Source organism: Streptomyces sp. NPDC000594 (assembly GCF_040299965.1).
Lineage (GTDB): Bacteria > Actinomycetota > Actinomycetes > Streptomycetales > Streptomycetaceae > Streptomyces.
The window spans coordinates 159,341-176,133 of sequence record NZ_JBEPCY010000008.1; the positions used below are offsets into that span (position 1 = coordinate 159,341).

The following is a 16,793-nucleotide window of genomic DNA, read 5'->3' on the forward strand; positions in this document are numbered from 1 at the left end:
CGCGGCAAACGGGGCACACCGCCGCGACCACCCCGTCCCACCCCGGCGAAACAGACCTGCAAGCGTTGTGCCCAGCTCCCCGCCGGGTAATCCGCCGCCCGTCGGCGCCGTGGACCGTACCGGCGCGCATCTGGCCATTCGGGTCATGCGGACGACCCGCGCCCCGGATCGCGGGCACCCCCGCGGAGCGCCGCGTACGCCCCCCGCCCCGTACCCGGGGAAACCCGGTCGGCCGGTCCCGGCCCGGGCCCTTACACTGGGCGGAGCGAAAGGCTTGGATGGGGACGAGTAGCGTCGTACGCAGCCATGAGCGACCCGGGGACGGTGCGAGCCCGGGGGCGAGCGCGAGGTGAAGGATCACCCCGGAGCCGCCGGAAGAAAGCCATCGAGACACATCGAGGCGAGTAGAACCGGCTTCGTGACCCCAATGAGGGGGCGGTGCGCCCTGCGCCGCCAAGGAGGGTGGTACCGCGGGAGCCGACGCTCTCGTCCCTCCGACGGAAGAGAAGCTGTCCGCCGGAGGAGTTTCCATGACACCCCCGCAGTACCGTCAGGTGCCCGCCCAGGTCGACCTGCCCGCCCTTGAGCACGCCGTGCTCGACTTCTGGCGCGAGAACAAGGTCTTCGCCCAGAGCGTCACCCAGTCCGAGGGCCGCCCCGAGTGGGTGTTCTACGAGGGCCCGCCGACCGCCAACGGCATGCCCGGCGCCCACCACATCGAGGCCCGCGTCTTCAAGGACGTCTTCCCCCGCTTCCGCACCATGCGCGGCTACCACGTGGCCCGCAAGGCCGGCTGGGACTGCCACGGTCTGCCGGTGGAGCTGGCGGTCGAGAAGGAGCTGGGCTTCTCCGGCAAGAAGGACATCGAGGCGTACGGCATCGCCGAGTTCAACGAGAAGTGCCGGGAGTCGGTGACCCGCCACACCGACGCCTTTGTCGAGCTGACCGACCGGATGGGCTACTGGGTCGACCTGGACGACGCCTATCGCACCATGGAGCCCGAGTACATCGACTCCGTCTGGTGGTCGCTGAAGGAGATCTTCGGCAAGGGGCTGCTGGTCCAGGACCACCGGGTCTCCCCCTGGTGCCCCCGCTGCGGCACCGGGCTCTCCGACCATGAGCTGGCCCAGGGGTACGAGACCGTGGTCGACCCCTCGGTCTTCGTCCGCTTCCCGCTGACCTCCGGCCCGCTCGCGGGCGAGGCGTCGCTGCTGGTGTGGACGACCACCCCGTGGACCCTGGTCTCCAACACCGCCGTGGCCGCCCACCCGGAGGTCACCTATGTGGTGGCGACCGACGGCACCGAGAAGCTGGTCGTCGCCGAGCCGCTGCTGGAGAAGGCGCTCGGCGAAGGCTGGGAGGCCACCGGGCAGCGCTTCACCGGCGCCGAGATGGAGCGCTGGAGCTATGAGCGCCCCTTCGGCCTGGTCGAGTTCCCGGCCGAGGCGCACTATGTCGTCAACGCCGAGTACGTCACCACCGAGGACGGCACCGGTCTGGTGCACCAGTCCCCCGCCTTCGGCGAGGACGACCTCAAGGTCTGCCGCTCCTACGGCCTGCCGGTGGTCAACCCGGTCCGCCCCGACGGCACCTTCGAGGAGGAGCTGCCGCTGATCGGCGGCGTCTTCTTCAAGAAGGCCGACGAGGCGCTCACCGCCGACCTCGAAGCGCGCGGCCTGCTCTTCCGGCACATCCCGTACGAGCACAGCTATCCGCACTGCTGGCGCTGCCACACCGCACTCCTCTACTACGCCCAGCCGTCCTGGTACATCCGCACCACCGCGATCAAGGACCGGCTGATCGAGGAGAACGAGGGCACCAACTGGTTCCCCGACTCCGTCAAGCACGGCCGGTTCGGCGACTGGCTCAACAACAATGTCGACTGGGCGCTCTCCCGCAACCGCTACTGGGGCACCCCGCTGCCGATCTGGCGCTGCGACGAGGGGCACCTCACCTGCGTCGGCTCCCGTACCGAGCTGACCGAGCTGACCGGCACCGACCAGTCCGGGCTCGACCCGCACCGGCCCTTCATCGACGCGGTCACCTTCGCCTGCCCGCACGAGGGCTGCGGACTGACCGCCGTCCGGGTCCCCGAGGTCATCGACGCCTGGTACGACTCCGGCTCCATGCCGTTCGCCCAGTACGGCTACCCGTACAAGAACAAGGAGCTGTTCGAGAAGCGCTACCCGGCGCAGTTCATCTCCGAGGCGATCGACCAGACCCGGGGCTGGTTCTACACCCTGATGGCGGTCGGCACCCTGGTGTTCGACAAGTCCTCGTACGAGAACGTGGTCTGCCTCGGCCACATCCTCGCCGAGGACGGCCGCAAGATGTCCAAGCACCTGGGGAACATCCTCCAGCCGATCCCCCTCATGGACCAGCACGGCGCCGACGCCGTGCGCTGGTTCATGGCCGCGGGCGGCTCGCCGTGGTCGGCCCGCCGGGTGGGCCACGGCACCATCCAGGAGGTCGTCCGCAAGACGCTGCTGACCTACTGGAACACGGTCGCCTTCCAGGCCCTGTACGCCCGGACCGCCGGCTGGGCCCCGTCCGCCGCCGACCCGGCCCCGGCCGACCGCACGGTGCTGGACCGCTGGCTGCTGAGCGAGCTGAACACCCTGGTGGACGAGGTCACCCGGGCGATGGAGAGCTATGACACCCAGCGTGCGGGCAAGCTGCTCTCCTCCTTTGTGGACGACCTCTCCAACTGGTACGTCCGCCGCTCGCGCCGCAGGTTCTGGCAGGGCGAGCCGGCCGCGCTGCGCACCCTGCACGAGGTCGTCGAGACGGTGACCCGGCTGATGGCCCCGCTCACCCCCTTCATCACCGAGCGGGTCTGGCAGGACCTGGTGGTGCCGGTGACCCCGGACGCCCCGGAGTCGGTGCATCTGTCGACCTGGCCCGAGGCCGACCGGAGCGCCGTCGACCCGGAGCTGTCGCGGCAGATGGTGCTGGTGCGCCGGCTGGTGGAGCTGGGCCGGGCGACCCGTGCCGAGTCGGGGGTCAAGACTCGTCAGCCGCTCTCCCGCGCACTGGTCGCGGCGGCCGGCTTCGAGACCCTCTCCCCCGAGCTGCACACGCAGATCACCGAGGAGCTGAACGTCTCCTCGCTGGCCTCCCTCTCCGAGGTGGGCGGCTCGCTGGTGGACACCACGGCGAAGGCCAACTTCCGGGCGCTGGGCAAGCGCTTCGGCAAGCGGGTCCAGGCCGTGGCCAAGGCGGTCGCCGAGACGGACGCCGCCGCCCTCTCCCTGGCCCTGCGCCAGGGCACCGCCTCGGTCGAGGTCGAGGGCGAGACGGTGACGCTCGCCCCGGACGAGGTCATCATCACCGAGACCCCGCGCGAGGGCTGGTCGGTGGCGTCGGACTCGGGCGCCACGGTCGCCCTGGATCTGGAGATCACCCCCGAGCTGCGGCTCGCGGGGCTGGCCCGGGACGCCATCCGGCTGATCCAGGAGGCGCGCAAGAACAGCGGACTGGATGTGGCCGACCGGATCGCCGTGGTGTGGTCCTCGGACGAACCGGCCACGGCCGGGGCGCTGGCCGAGCACTCCGCGCTGATCGCCGATGAGGTACTGGCGACGGAGTTCACCCGTTCGGCGCCCGATGACTCCTTCGGGCCGGCCTTCACGGACGAGCCGCTGGGGCTCACCTTCCATCTCCGCAAGATCTGACACCGGATCCGGCGCACGATCTAACCATCTGCGCACGATCTGACGAATCACCCTGATAGGGGGTCGGAGCCCGCATACCGGGCCCGGCCCCCTATCAGCCGTTTGCCACACACACGACACCCGAACGGCCGTACGCGCACCCGGCGGTGCACCGATCCCGTACCCGCGGACCGTATCCGCCGACCGGAGCCGCCGGCCGTACTCGCGGACCGGAGCCGACCGCGCCGGTCCCGGGGTGCTCCGGAGCCTCAGGGGCCGCCGTCGCCCGGGTGCCCGGGTGCCCGGGTGCCCGGGTGCCCGGGTGCCCGCATGACAATGGGCCGGGCCCAGGACTCTCGTCCCGGGCCCGGCCCATTGCTCTGCCGACGGCTACGCGCTCACGGCGCGTCGCGCCTCAGTTGTCGTCCTCGTCGATGAGGAATCCACGCATCGGCGCGGGCGCCTGCTGCATCGGCTGCGGCGCCTGCGGCCGGACCGGTGCCATCGGCTGCGTCATCGCCGGGGACATCTGCTGCTGGCCGCCGTAGGACGGGGCGCCGCCCATCGACGGGTTGCCGCCCATGGGCTGACCCATGGAGGGAGCACCGCCCATGGAGTGGCCCATCGCCGGGGCACCGGCCGACGCCATCGAGGGCGACGGCGACGGCGGCAGCGAGGCGGCCGACGGGGCACGCGGCGGGGCCAGCGAGTCGTCCGCCTGGGTCTCCAGCTGACGCAGCTGGCTCTCCAGGTAGGACTTCAGACGGGTGCGGTACTCACGCTCGAAGCCGCGGAGGTCCTCGACCTTGCGCTCCAGCGTCGCCCGCGCGGACTCCAGGGAGCCCATGGCGACGCGGTGCTTCTCCTGCGCGTCCCGCTCCAGCGCGTCGGCCTTGGCGCGGGCGTCCCGCTCCAGACCCTCAGCGCGCGAACGGGCCTCGCCGACAATCTTGTTGGCCTCGGAACGGGCCTCGGCGATCGCCTGGTCGGCGGTCTGCTGGGCCAGCGAGAGGACACGGGCCGCGCTGTCGCCGCCGGGGCCCTGACCGGGCTGCTGCATCTGCGGGGCATGACCGCCCATGGGGTTGCCCTGCATCGGACCGCCCATGGGGCCGCCCTGCATCGGGTTGCCCTGCATGGGATTGCCCTGCATCGGACCACCCTGCATCGGGTTGCCCTGCATCGGACCGCCCATGGGGCCACCCTGCATCGGGTTGCCCTGCATCGGTCCACCCTGCATGGGGTTGCCGTGGCTGGGACCGGCCGGCAGCTGAGGCGCTCCACCCGGCAGCTGGGGGGGACCCATCTGCGGAGGCTGCTGCTGGACCGGCGGACCCGATATGGCGGCGGGTACCGGGGCCCCCGGGGCACCCCGTCCGTCCTGCGGCTCCGGAGCCTTGCGCATCCCCTGCTGTTGCTGCTGCTGGTTCTGCGCCGCGGCACGGGTCGCCGCCGCCAGCTTGGCGCGCAGGTCCTCGTTCTCCCGGAGCAAGCGGGTCAATTCGCCTTCGACCTCGTCAAGGAAGGCATCGACCTCGTCCTCGTCATAGCCTTCTCGGAGGCGGACGGTCGTGAACTGCTTGTTCCGCACGTCCTCGGGGGTCAACGGCATCTCTTCTTCACCTCTACGTAGTCGTCGGCAGTCGGCAAGACCGTATCGTCCACTCCTACCCTTCTCATCACGCGAAACGACCCACGATGCTGAGCAGGATCCAAACGATGATCATCAGAACGAAGAAGGACAGGTCCAGTGCCACGCCCCCGAGACGCAACGGCGGGATGAACCGCCGAAGAAGCTTGAGCGGTGGATCGGTGACAGTGTAGGTGGCCTCCAGGAGGACCACCATCGCCTTGCCGGGTTGCCATGAGCGGGCGAACTGGAAGACGTAGTCCATGACCAACCGGAAGAAGAGCACGACGAGGAAACACAACAGCGCGATGTAGACCACCTGTAGTGCGACGCTCATCCTGCGATTCCCTCTCCCCTGTGCGTCCCGGAAACGGGCCTCCGATGGGCCGCCCCGGTCCTTCTCTTCTCAGCTCTGGTTGAAGAAACCGCCCTCTGCGATACGGGCTTTGTCCTCCGCCGTGACATCGACGTTAGCAGGAGACAGCAGGAACACCTTCTGTGTCACCCGCTCAATGCTGCCATGGAGACCGAAGACGAGTCCTGCGGCAAAGTCGACAAGTCGCTTCGCGTCGGTGTCGTCCATCTCCGTGAGATTCATGATCACTGGAGTGCCCTCGCGGAAGTGTTCCCCGATGGTACGGGCCTCGTTGTAGGTCCTCGGGTGCAATGTGGTGATGCGGTACGGCTCCCGCTCGGACACGACCTTCGGCATGATCACCGGTGCACTCTTCTCCAGGCTCGGGCGTTCGGGTGTGATGGATGCCACGGGGGCAATTCGCGCCGGACGCCCGTTTTCTGCGGGTAGCGAAGTCGGTAGCGGCATCGGGTCACGCTGGGGCGGAGGCTGGACGGCGCGGACCGGCTCCTCACGCTCCACCGGATGCGCGGGCGGGTGCCGCCGGTGCTCCCGCTCGGGCTCCGGCTCGGGCTCGAAGTCGTCGTCGGGGTCGAACCCCCTGCCGTCGTACCCATCGTCCTCCACGAGGCCGAGGTAGACCGCCATCTTGCGCATCGCGCCGGCCATGCTCCGAGTCCTCCGCTCTGTGGTGGATCGCATTGTTCGCGTATGTCGCACAGCCACCAAGTGCCCGCGATCCACTGGGTCTGCCCACTTTGATGCGGGAATGACCATATTTTCTGCTGTGGTCCGACTTCCTGGCGACGTTACCCGAGCCGGGGACGGACTCCGAGTACCGCCGTGCCGACGCGCACATGTGTCGCCCCGGCGGCCACGGCCTCTTCGAGGTCCGCACTCATCCCCGCCGACACCATGTTCGCAGCAGGATGCACCACGCGCAGGCCGGATGAGATTTCCAGCAGCCGCCCGAACGCCGCGCGTTGGCGACCGGCATAGGTTCCGGCCAGGGGCGCGACCGTCATCAGTCCGTCGAGCCGCAGGCCCTTCGACTCCTCGATCGCCGCCGCGAGTTCCGCGACACCGTCGGGCGCGACCCCGCCGCGCTCCCCGCGTGCGCCGGCGTCCGCGTCCAGCGCCACCTGAATGAGACATCCCACGTCACGCCCGGCGCGAACGGCCCCCGCGGAGAGCGCCGTGACCAGCTTCATACGGTCCACGGACTGCACCACATCGGCATAACCCAGTACAGAACGGACCTTGTTCGTCTGGAGCTGGCCGACGAAGTGCCAGCGGAGATCGAGATCCGCACAGGCGGCGGCCTTCGGGGCGGCGTCCTGGTCGCGGTTCTCGGCGACATTCCTCACACCGAGTTCATGCAGAAACCGCACATCACTGGCGGGGTAGGTCTTGGTGACCACGATGAGGGTCACCTCCTCGCGCGGCCGGCCGGCGGCGGCACAGGCGGCGGCGATACGTTCCTCCACCATCGCCAGATTTTCGGCGAGTTCGGCCCGGCGTGCCGGGTCCGGAAGATCGTGGCGCTCCGTCATGCTGCTGTCTCTCCTGCCGGTGTCGCTCCTGCCGGGGAAGCGGTCTCCGACTCCTCGCGGAGCGGCTTCATCCAGACATATCCGGCGAGTCGCCCCGTGGTGCGGTCGCGGCGGTAGGAGTAGTGGTCCTGTGATTCCAGGGTGCAGACCGGCGATGCCGTCCGGTCCGTCACCCCGAGGGAGGCGAGCTGGGCGTGGACGCCCGCGACGACATCGACGGCCGGGGTGCCCCAGCGGGTGTCGGCCCAGGCGGCCGGCTCCACCGCGGCGACCTCCGCCCGCATCGCCTCCGGTACCTCGTAGCACCGGCCGCAGACGGCGGGTCCGGTACGGGCGGTGATCCGCGCGGGGTCGGCGCCGAGTGCGGCCATGGCCTCGACGGTGGCGGGAACGACTCCGGCGACCAGTCCGGGACGGCCCGCGTGGGCCGCGCCGACCACTCCGGCGACCGGGTCGGCCAGCAGAACCGGGACACAGTCGGCGGTCAGCACCGCGAGGGCGAGTCCGGGCCGGTCGGTGACGACACCGTCGACCGCCGGAACGGGACCGTCCGTCCAGGGTCCGGTGACCCGGGCGACCTCCCGGCCGTGCACCTGGTTCATCCAGACCACCCGGGCCGGGTCGAGCCCCAGCCCCTTGGCGGCGATCTCCCGGTTGGTCCGTACGGCGCCGGGGTCGTCGCCCACGGCTCCGCCGAGGTTCAGCTCCTCGTACGGAACGGCGCTCACCCCGCCCCACCGGTCGGTGAAGGCGAAGTGGGCGCCGTTCGCGTCTATCGCGTCGTGCCCCACGGTCACTTCAGGAAGTCCGGGACATCCAGTTCCTCGGCCGAGGTGTCCGGGTACGGACGGGCCGGCGGGACCTGCGGGGTGATCGCCGGACCGCGGTCGTTCACCGGGGCGGGCTCCGGCTTGGGCTCCTCGCGGAGGGGCACGGAACCCAGTCCGCCGATGGAACGGGACGCCGGCTCCGGGCGCTGGGCCGGGGGCTGCGGCTCCTCGCGCTTGGCCGAGGAACCGAGGACGGTGTCCCGGCGGGCGGGCGGCTGGCCGCCGTCGAACCCGGCGGCGATGACCGTGACCCGGACCTCGTCGCCGAGGGCGTCGTCGATGACCGCACCGAAGATGATGTTGGCCTCGGGGTGGGCGGCCTCGCTCACCAGCTGGGCGGCCTCATTGATCTCGAAGAGACCGAGGTCCGAACCGCCGGAGATGGAGAGCAGCACACCGCGGGCGCCGTCGATGGACGCCTCCAGGAGCGGGGACGAGATGGCCATCTCGGCCGCCGCCACCGCGCGGTCGTCGCCCCGGGCGGAGCCGATGCCCATCAGGGCCGAGCCCGCCTCGGACATCACGGACTTGACGTCGGCGAAGTCAAGGTTGATCAGGCCCGGTGTGGTGATCAGATCGGTGATGCCCTGGACTCCCGAGAGCAGCACCTGGTCGGCCGACTTGAAGGCGTCGAGCACGCTGACCTGGCGGTCCGAGATGGACAGCAGCCGGTCGTTGGGGATGACGATGAGGGTGTCGACCTCTTCGCGCAGCTCGGCGATGCCGTCCTCGGCCTGGTTGGCGCGGCGGCGGCCCTCGAAGGTGAAGGGCCGGGTGACCACACCGATCGTCAGGGCGCCCAGGGAGCGCGCGATGTTGGCGACGACGGGTGCGCCGCCGGTGCCGGTGCCACCCCCCTCGCCCGCGGTGACGAAGACCATGTCGGCCCCCTTGAGGACCTCCTCGATCTCCTCCCGGTGGTCCTCGGCGGCCTTGCGGCCGACGGCCGGATTGGCTCCGGCGCCGAGGCCCCGGGTGAGTTCACGGCCGACGTCGAGCTTGACGTCGGCGTCGCTCATCAACAGCGCCTGAGCGTCGGTGTTGATGGCGATGAACTCGACGCCCTTGAGACCGACCTCGATCATTCGGTTGATGGCATTGACACCACCGCCGCCGACACCGATGACCTTGATGACTGCGAGGTAGTTCTGCGGTGCTGCCACGTCGAAGGCCTCTCGCCTCGAAATACGTGCCGCCCGCCGCGCCCTGTGGCGCGGTGGCGGCGGATGCCGATGGGGCGGTCCGCCTGCCCGACCTGAACCCTAACGTTGAAGTTTAGGGTTACCTGTGCGTCTGTTCGCTGGACTCCCCGAACAGGACACTAAGTCGACAAGCGGGGCGCGTTCAATGAACACGCCGAACCTCCCGTTTTTCTTTTCACCCTATGTGATCAGCCGTTGCGCTGACCAGCCAGGGCCCCGAGAGCCGCCTTTCGGGGTCAACTCCCGGACACCGCGGGGGCGGTGGGAGCACTCACATCGAAGTGCCGGGCCCGAGGGGCGGCTTTCAGCAGCGCGGTGAGGGCGCGCGCCTTCGCCTCGCCCTCCTCCGGGCTCCCCCACACCACCGTGCGATCCCGGGTCAACTCCAGGACCATGTCGTCATATGAACGCACTACCAGGGTCCGCAGTTCGGCCGTGACCCTGCGGGGCAGGTCGCCCCGGACCCGTACCGCCTCCTCGGTGAGGCGCGCGACCGGGAAGCGGCGCAGACTCGGTGAGCCCTCGGCGGCGAGTTCCAGCCGGGGCACGCCCTTCACCGGCCGCTCCACCGTCGCGAAACGGACACCCTCGTCGTCCACTTCGACGAACCGCTTCCCCTGGACGAGCAGCAGCACGGGTTGACGTTCGGTCACCTCCAGGGTGACACCCCGGGGCCAGTCGCGGGCGACCGTCACGGAGTCCACCCGGGGCAGCCGCTCCCGGATCCGGTCCTCGACGGCGCCGGTGTCCAGGGAGACGACCGGCTCGCCGAGGGGGACATCGGCGGCCCGGACGATCTGGGCGACCGTCAGCACCTCGGCACCGGAGGTCCGTACCCGCTCCACCCTGGTCCAGGAGGAGCCGTAGAGCAGCCAGAGGACCCCGGCGGTGAGCGCCAGGGCCGCCAGGGCGATCAGCAGCCCTCTGCGGCCGGGACGGAAGCGGGCACGGGCGGGCGGGCCGGAGGGCGGGCCGGACTCCTGTCGCGGGCGGCGCGCGGGTCTGCGCGCGCCGCGTTCGGCGGTGGTGGGTCCGGCCACGCTCCGGTCTCCTTCCGGCCAGGGTGCGGGGCCCGGGTGTGCCCCGGGCCGGGCGGCCGCACGCCTATCGGCGGGCGGCAATCGCCTCGTACACCATGCCGACCAGCAGATTGTCGGCGTCCCTGCGGCCGAACTCGGCGGCCGAGCGGGACATCTCGTACAACCGGTGCGGATCGGCCAGCACCGGAAGGACATTCCCCTGGACCCATTCGGCGGTCAGCTCGGCGTCGTCGACCAGCAGCCCACCGCCCGCCTTGACCACGGGCTGGGCGTTGAGCCGCTGTTCGCCGTTGCCGATGGGCAGCGGGACATAGGCGGCGGGCAGCCCGACCGCCGACAGCTCGGCGACGGTCATCGCACCCGCACGGCAGAGCATCATGTCCGCGGCGGCGTAGGCGAGATCCATCCGGTCCACATACGGTACCGGGATATAGGGCGGCATTCCCGGCATGTTCTCCACATGCGGCATTTCATTCTTGGGGCCGACCGCGTGGAGGATCTGGATGCCGGAGCGCTGGAGCACCGGGGCCGCCTGCTGGATGACCTCATTGAGCCGCCGGGCGCCCTGGGAGCCGCCGGAGACCAGCAGGGTGGGCAGATGGGGGTCGAGCCCGAAGGCGTCGCGCGCCTCGGGGCGGACCCGCGCCCGGTCCAGGGTGGCGATGGAGTACCGCAGCGGGATGCCGATGTAGCGGGCGTTGCGCAGCTTGCTGTCGGGGGTGGCGACGGCCACCCCGGCGGCGTACCGGGAACCGATCTTGTTGGCGAGGCCGGGGCGCGCGTTGGCCTCGTGCACCACGATCGGCACCCCGAGCCGTTTGGCGGCGAGATAGCCGGGCAGGGCGACATAGCCGCCGAAGCCGACGACACAGTCGGCCTTGGTGCGCTCCAGGACCTGCTCGGCCGCCTTGATGGTGCCGCGCAGCCGCCCGGGCACGGTGATCAGCTCCGGGGTCGGCCGCCGGGGCAGCGGTACGGCGGGGATCAGCGCCAGCTCATAGCCCCGCTCGGGAACCAGCCGGGTCTCCAGTCCGCGCTCCGTGCCCAGGGCAGTGACCCCCACGGTCGGGTCCTGCCTGCGCAGGGCGTCCGCGAGGGCAAGCGCGGGCTCGATATGGCCGGCGGTCCCACCGCCGGCGAGTACGACATGCACCGAAATTCACCGCTCTCCGGACGGACGCTCTGTGACGCGCCGTCTCATCGACTTCCATCTCACCCCTGGCCTCCGCATGGCCAGGGCCGCCTTCGCGGCGGGTTCCTCTCGCGCGAAGGCGATCAGCAGCCCGATAGCGAACATGGTCGGCAGCAGCGCCGACCCCCCGTAGGAGAACAGCGGCAGGGGGACCCCCGCGATCGGCAGCAGTCCGAGCACCGCGCCGATGTTGACCATGGCCTGGGCCATGATCCACGTGGTCACGCCTCCCGCCGCGTACCTGACGAAGTGGTCCTCCGTGCGACCGGCCACGCGGATACCCGCATAGCCTAGAGCCGCGAACAGGCCGAGCACCGACAGCGTCCCCGCCAGGCCCAGTTCCTCCCCGGCGATGGCGAAGATGAAGTCGGTATGCGATTCGGGCAGTTGACCCCATTTTTCCACACTCGCACCGAGTCCGGAACCGAACCATCCGCCGGAGGCCAGGGCATAGAGACCGTGGACCGCCTGCCAGCACTGGCCCTGCGGCCCCAGATCCTCGGCACCCACACAGAAAAGTCTTGACATACGGTTCTGGCTGGTGCGAATCAGCATGAAACCGACAAGTCCCGCGATTCCCAGCACTCCGACAAAGAGCCGGGTCGGCGCGCCGGCCAGCCAGAGCAGCCCGAAGAGGATCGCGGTGAGGATGATCGAGGTCCCCATGTCCCCGCCGAGCATGATCAGCCCCAGCAGGGTGAAACCCACCGGGACCAGCGGAACCAGTATGTGCTTCCACTGGTTCAGCAGCCGCTTCTCCTGTTTGCGGGCGAGCAGATCCGCGCCCCACAGGATCAGCGCCAGCTTGCCGAACTCGCTGGGCTGGAGCTGGAAGGGACCGCCGAGGGAGAGCCAGTTCTGATTGCCGCCCACCGACTGCCCTATCCCCGGGACCTGCACCAGGACCATCAGAAAGACGGTGACCAGCAGCAGGGGATAGGCCAGGGCCCGGTGCAGCCGGGACGGGGTCCGGGCGGCGATCACCAGCAGCACGGTGCCGATACAGGCCGCGAGGAACTGTTTGCGGAAGAAATAGGTGCTCGGGAGGGAGAGCGAGAGCGCCTTGATCATCGAGGCCGAGTAGACCATCACCAGGCCGAGGACGGTGATCAGCAGGGCGCTGCCGATGATGACGTAGTACGCGGTGAGCGGCCGGTCCCAGGCCCGCCGGGCCCGCTCGTAGAGCCGCCGGGGCGCACCGCCGCGCGGGGGCCGGGAGGTGCCGCCCGGCGCGGGCCGGCGCGGCGCTCCGCCACGGGGCCGGGGGGTCCTGCCCCCGCGCGGGGCGAGGCCGGCGGAGCGGCGGGGCCCCGCGGTGCTGTCGTCGGCCGGCATGGAACGCTGTCCCCTCCAGTCGGGCCCGGCACGCCGCCGTGCGCCCGCGGTCCGGGGCGCGCGGCGGCGTGGAGGTCGGGCCGGTCAGGCGCGCTCGGCGGCGAGCGCGCGGACCGCGTCGGCGAACGCCTCGCCCCGCTTGTTGTAGTTGACGAACATGTCCATCGAGGCACAGGCGGGGGCCAGCAGGACCGTGTCGCCGGGCCGGGCGAGCCGGGCCGCCTCCTGGACCGCCGCCGACATCGCCCCAGTGTCGGTCCGGTCGAGGTCCACGACCGGGACCTCGGGGGCGTGTCGTGCCAGGGCTTCCCGAATCAGCGCGCGATCGGCCCCGATCAGCACGGCGGCCCGCAGCCGCCCGGCCGATTGTCGGACGATCCCGTCGAAGGTGGCTCCCTTGGCCAGTCCACCGGCGATCCATACGATCGGATCATAGGCGGCCAGGGAGGCCTCGGCGGCATGGGTGTTGGTGGCCTTGGAGTCGTCCACATAGGCCACCCCGGCCACCTCGGCCACCTTCTCGATCCGGTGCGGATCGGGGCGGAAGGCCCGCAGTCCCTCCCGTACCGCCGCGGCGGGGACGCCGAAGGCACGGGCGAGGGCCGCCGCCGCGAGGGCGTTGGCGATGTTGTGCGGGGCGGGCGGGTCGATGTCGGCGACCTCGGCCAGCTCCTGGGCCTGCTGGTGGCGCTTCTCCACGAAGGCGCGGTCCACCAGGATCCCGTCGACCACCCCCAGCTGGGAGGGGGCGGGGGCGCCCAGGGTGAAGCCGATCGCCCGGCAGCCCTCCTCGACGTCCGCCTCGCGCACCAGGTCCTCGGTGGCGGGGTCGGCCGCGTTGTAGACACAGGCGACGATGTTGCCCTCGTAGATCCGGCCCTTGTCGGCGGCGTACGCCTCCATCGAGCCGTGCCAGTCCAGATGGTCCGGCGCCAGATTGAGCACGGCGGCGGAGTGGGCGCGCAGCGAGGGCGCCCAGTGGAGCTGGTAGCTGGACAGCTCGACGGCGAGGACGTCGTAGGGCTCGTCGCCGAGGACCGCGTCGAGGAGGGAGACCCCGATATTGCCGACGGCGGCCGTCCGCAGGCCCGCCGCCGTGAGGATGGCGGCGAGCATGCGGACGGTCGTGGTCTTGCCGTTGGTGCCGGTGACGGCGAGCCAGGGGGCGGCGTCCGGGCCGCGCAGCCGCCAGGCCAGCTCCACATCGCCCCAGATCTCCACGCCCGCCTCGGCGGCGGCCCGGAAGAGGGGCTTGTCGGGGCGCCAGCCGGGCGTGGTGACGACCAGGTCGGTGCCCTCGGGGAGGGTGTCGCCGTCGCCGAGGCGGACGGTGATCCCCAGCTGGGCCAGTTCGGCGGCCTGGGCCCGGGAGCGCTCGTCGTCACCGTCGTTGACGACCGTGACGACCGCGCCCAGCCCGTGCAGGACCTTCGCGGCCGGGATCCCGGAGACCCCAAGTCCGGCGACGGTGACCCTGCGGTCCTGCCACTGCTCGGTACTCACTTGGCGGCTGCCCACCCTGCGTAGAAGATGCCGAGACCCACGATGACGCACATGCCCTGGATGATCCAGAACCGGACCACCACAAGGACCTCGGACCACCCCTTGAGTTCGAAGTGATGTTGGAGTGGCGCCATTCTGAAGACCCGCTTGCCGGTCATGCGGAAGGAGCCGACCTGGATCACCACGGACATGGTGATCAGGACGAAGAGTCCGCCGAGGACGGCGAGCAGCAGTTCCGTACGGGAGCAGATGGCGAGACCCGCGAGCGCGCCGCCGAGGGCGAGCGAGCCGGTGTCCCCCATGAAGATCTTGGCGGGTGAGGTGTTCCACCACAGGAAGCCGAAGCAGGCACCCATCAGGGCGGAGGCGACGACCGCGAGATCGAGTGGGTCCCGTACCTCGAAACACGCCTCGGGGTTGATGAGGTCGTTGGCGCTGGCGCAGGACTCCTGGAACTGCCAGAGACCGATGAAGGTGTACGCGCCGAAGACCATCACCGAGGCGCCGGTGGCCAGTCCGTCCAGACCGTCGGTGAGGTTCACCCCGTTGGACATGGCCAGGATCATGAAGAGCGCCCAGACCACGAAGAGCACCGGGCCGATGGTCCAGCCGAAGTCCGTGACGAACGAGAGCTTCATGGACGCCGGGGTGTTGCCCCGCTTGTCGGCGAACTGGAGCGCCAGCAGCGCGAAGGCGATGCCGACGATCAGCTGTCCGGCCATCTTCGCCTTGGCGCGCAGGCCCAGCGACCGCTGCTTGACGATCTTGATGTAGTCGTCCAGGAAGCCGACCAGGCCCATGCCGGCCATCAGGAAGAGCACCAGCAGACCGGAGACGGTGGGCGTCTCACCGGTGATCAGCTTGGCGCAGGCATAGGCGATCAGCGTGGCCAGGATGAAGGAGATACCGCCCATGGTGGGCGTCCCCTTCTTGCTGCCGTGGGTGCGCGGCCCGTCGTCCCGGATGAACTGTCCGTACCCCTTGCGGGCCAGCAGCTTGATCAGCAGCGGGGTCCCGATGAGGGTCAGGAAGAGCCCGATGGCCCCCGCGAAGAGGATCTGCCTCATCGACCGGCACCCTGCCCATCGGAGAGTCCGGCGGGGTCGAGCAGCGCCTGGGCGACCCGCTCCAGCCCCACCGACCTGGAAGCCTTCACCAGCACGACGTCTCCCGGTCGCAGCTCACCGCGCAACAGGTCGACCGCCGCCTGCGTGTCGGACACGTGCACCGACTCCTCACCCCACGAACCCTCGTTGTATGCGCCCAGTTGCAGCCAGGAGGCTTCCCTGCCCCCCACCGCGACGAGCTTGCTGACGTTGAGCCGGACGGCGAGCCGTCCGACGGCGTCGTGCTCGGCGAGCGCTTCGTCACCGAGTTCGGCCATCAGGCCGAGCACCGCCCACGTCCGTCCCCCCCGGGACTGTGCGCCTTGGCCCATGGCGGCCAGCGCGCGCAGCGCCGCCCTCATGGATTCGGGGTTCGCGTTGTAGGCGTCGTTGACGATCGTCACGCCGTCCGGACGCTCGGTGACCTCCATGCGCCAGCGGGAGAGGGTGCCGGCCTCGGAGAGCGCGAGGGCGATCTCGTCGACGGGCATGCCCAGCTCATGGGCGACGGTGGCCGCGGCGAGCGCGTTCGACACGTGGTGCTCACCGTACAGCCGCATGGTCACTTCGCTGCACCCGGTGGGGGTGTGAAGCGTGAAGGCGGGCTGACCTTGTCGGGTGAGCCGGACATTCGCGGCACGGATGTCCGCGGAATCGCGTTCGCCGAAGGTGACGACCCGGGCCCGGGTGCGGCTCGCCATGGCCGAGACGAGGGGGTCGTCGGCGTTGAGGACGGCGATGCCGCCCTCCTCGGCGGAGGGCAGGGACTCCACGAGTTCGCCCTTGGCCAGGGCGATGCGGTCGCGTCCGCCGAACTCGCCGACATGGGCGGTGCCGACATTGAGGACGAGTCCGATGCGCGGCGGGACCAGCTCGGTGAGGTAGCGGATGTCACCGACATAGCGGGCACCCATCTCCAGGACGAGATGGCGGGTGCCGGTGTCGGCGCGCAGCGCGGTCAGCGGGAGGCCGATCTCGTTGTTGAGATTGCCCTCCGGGTAGACGGTGGGGCCCCGGCGCTCCAGCAGCTGGGCGATCAGGTCCTTGGTGCTGGTCTTCCCGGCGGAGCCGGTGAGCGCGACGGTGGTGGTGCCGAGGCGTTCGACCACATGGCGGGCGAGGGCGCCGAGGGCGGCGGTGACATCGCCGACGACGACGGCGGGCACCCCGACGGGCCGGGTGGCGAGCACGGCGACCGCGCCGTCCGCGACGGCACGCTCCGCGAAGTCGTGTCCGTCGGCGTGCTCACCGGCGAAGGCGGTGAAGAGGGAGCCGGGCCGCACCTGGCGTGAGTCGGTGACGACGGGTCCGGTGACGAGCAGCTCCGGATCCGGTATGTCGTACGACTTCCCGCCGACGACGGCGGCGATCTCGGCGAGGGAGAGGGCGATCAC

The 16,793-nt window shown here is 70.5% G+C and carries 13 protein-coding genes; 1 reads left to right on the top strand and 12 read right to left on the bottom strand.

What is annotated here, in order from left to right; all coding sequences use genetic code 11:
- The first annotated feature begins 530 nt into the window (after positions 1-530).
- The gene (ileS, locus tag ABT354_RS14795) at positions 531-3,674 is read left to right on the top strand and encodes an isoleucine--tRNA ligase (protein ID WP_351493441.1); all 3,144 of its coding nucleotides are present in this window, start codon (positions 531-533) and stop codon (positions 3,672-3,674) included.
- Between the two features lie 394 nt (positions 3,675-4,068).
- On the opposite strand, the gene ABT354_RS14800 is transcribed toward ileS, so the two are convergent.
- The 12 genes from ABT354_RS14800 to ABT354_RS14855 form a co-directional block, all read right to left on the bottom strand.
- Positions 4,069-5,265 (bottom strand): DivIVA domain-containing protein, encoded by a 1,197-nt coding sequence (locus ABT354_RS14800; RefSeq protein WP_351493443.1) that lies wholly within the window; start codon positions 5,263-5,265, stop codon positions 4,069-4,071.
- Between the two features lie 67 nt (positions 5,266-5,332).
- Entirely contained in the window at positions 5,333-5,620 is a 288-nt protein-coding gene (locus ABT354_RS14805) for a YggT family protein (protein WP_323446250.1), read from the bottom strand.
- A 69-nt stretch (positions 5,621-5,689) separates the two neighbouring features.
- Complete coding sequence (locus ABT354_RS14810) at positions 5,690-6,307, bottom strand: cell division protein SepF (RefSeq protein WP_351493446.1); 618 nt, start codon at positions 6,305-6,307, stop codon at positions 5,690-5,692.
- Positions 6,308-6,447: 140 nt separating this feature from the next.
- A complete protein-coding gene (locus ABT354_RS14815) occupies positions 6,448-7,191 on the bottom strand; it encodes a YggS family pyridoxal phosphate-dependent enzyme (RefSeq protein ID WP_351493448.1) in 744 nt (247 codons plus the stop codon).
- Entirely contained in the window at positions 7,188-7,988 is an 801-nt protein-coding gene (pgeF, locus tag ABT354_RS14820; RefSeq protein WP_351493450.1) for a peptidoglycan editing factor PgeF, read from the bottom strand. The genes ABT354_RS14815 and pgeF overlap by 4 nt, the downstream gene beginning before the upstream one ends.
- The gene (gene ftsZ / locus ABT354_RS14825) at positions 7,985-9,184 is read right to left on the bottom strand and encodes a cell division protein FtsZ (protein WP_351493452.1); all 1,200 of its coding nucleotides are present in this window, start codon (positions 9,182-9,184) and stop codon (positions 7,985-7,987) included. Before ftsZ ends, pgeF begins: the two co-directional genes overlap by 4 nt.
- A gap of 275 nt (positions 9,185-9,459) precedes the next feature.
- On the bottom strand, positions 9,460-10,263 hold the full coding sequence (locus ABT354_RS14830) for a cell division protein FtsQ/DivIB (protein WP_351493454.1): 804 nt from the start codon (positions 10,261-10,263) through the stop codon (positions 9,460-9,462).
- Between the two features lie 64 nt (positions 10,264-10,327).
- A complete protein-coding gene (murG, locus tag ABT354_RS14835; protein WP_351493456.1) occupies positions 10,328-11,416 on the bottom strand; it encodes an undecaprenyldiphospho-muramoylpentapeptide beta-N-acetylglucosaminyltransferase in 1,089 nt (362 codons plus the stop codon).
- Positions 11,417-11,422: 6 nt separating this feature from the next.
- Positions 11,423-12,790, bottom strand: coding sequence for a putative lipid II flippase FtsW (ftsW, locus tag ABT354_RS14840; protein ID WP_351493458.1), 1,368 nt, complete (start codon positions 12,788-12,790; stop codon positions 11,423-11,425).
- A gap of 84 nt (positions 12,791-12,874) precedes the next feature.
- Positions 12,875-14,293, bottom strand: coding sequence for a UDP-N-acetylmuramoyl-L-alanine--D-glutamate ligase (gene murD / locus ABT354_RS14845; RefSeq protein ID WP_351493460.1), 1,419 nt, complete (start codon positions 14,291-14,293; stop codon positions 12,875-12,877).
- The gene (gene mraY, locus ABT354_RS14850) at positions 14,290-15,360 is read right to left on the bottom strand and encodes a phospho-N-acetylmuramoyl-pentapeptide-transferase (RefSeq protein ID WP_351493462.1); all 1,071 of its coding nucleotides are present in this window, start codon (positions 15,358-15,360) and stop codon (positions 14,290-14,292) included. Before mraY ends, murD begins: the two co-directional genes overlap by 4 nt.
- Positions 15,357-16,793: a UDP-N-acetylmuramoyl-tripeptide--D-alanyl-D-alanine ligase gene (locus ABT354_RS14855; protein WP_351493464.1), complete on the bottom strand. Its 1,437-nt coding sequence runs from the start codon at positions 16,791-16,793 to the stop codon at positions 15,357-15,359. The genes mraY and ABT354_RS14855 overlap by 4 nt, the downstream gene beginning before the upstream one ends.

Bases quoted from the DNA above. Each gene is read 5' to 3' on its own strand.
- ileS (WP_351493441.1), top strand. From the start codon at position 531: ATGACACCCCCGCAGTACCGTCAGGTGCCCGCCCAGGTCGACCTGCCC.
- ABT354_RS14800 (WP_351493443.1), bottom strand. From the start codon at position 5,265: ATGCCGTTGACCCCCGAGGACGTGCGGAACAAGCAGTTCACGACCGTC.
- ABT354_RS14805 (WP_323446250.1), bottom strand. From the start codon at position 5,620: ATGAGCGTCGCACTACAGGTGGTCTACATCGCGCTGTTGTGTTTCCTC.
- ABT354_RS14810 (WP_351493446.1), bottom strand. From the start codon at position 6,307: ATGGCCGGCGCGATGCGCAAGATGGCGGTCTACCTCGGCCTCGTGGAG.
- ABT354_RS14815 (WP_351493448.1), bottom strand. From the start codon at position 7,191: ATGACGGAGCGCCACGATCTTCCGGACCCGGCACGCCGGGCCGAACTC.
- ftsW (WP_351493458.1), bottom strand. From the start codon at position 12,790: ATGCCGGCCGACGACAGCACCGCGGGGCCCCGCCGCTCCGCCGGCCTC.
- mraY (WP_351493462.1), bottom strand. From the start codon at position 15,360: ATGAGGCAGATCCTCTTCGCGGGGGCCATCGGGCTCTTCCTGACCCTC.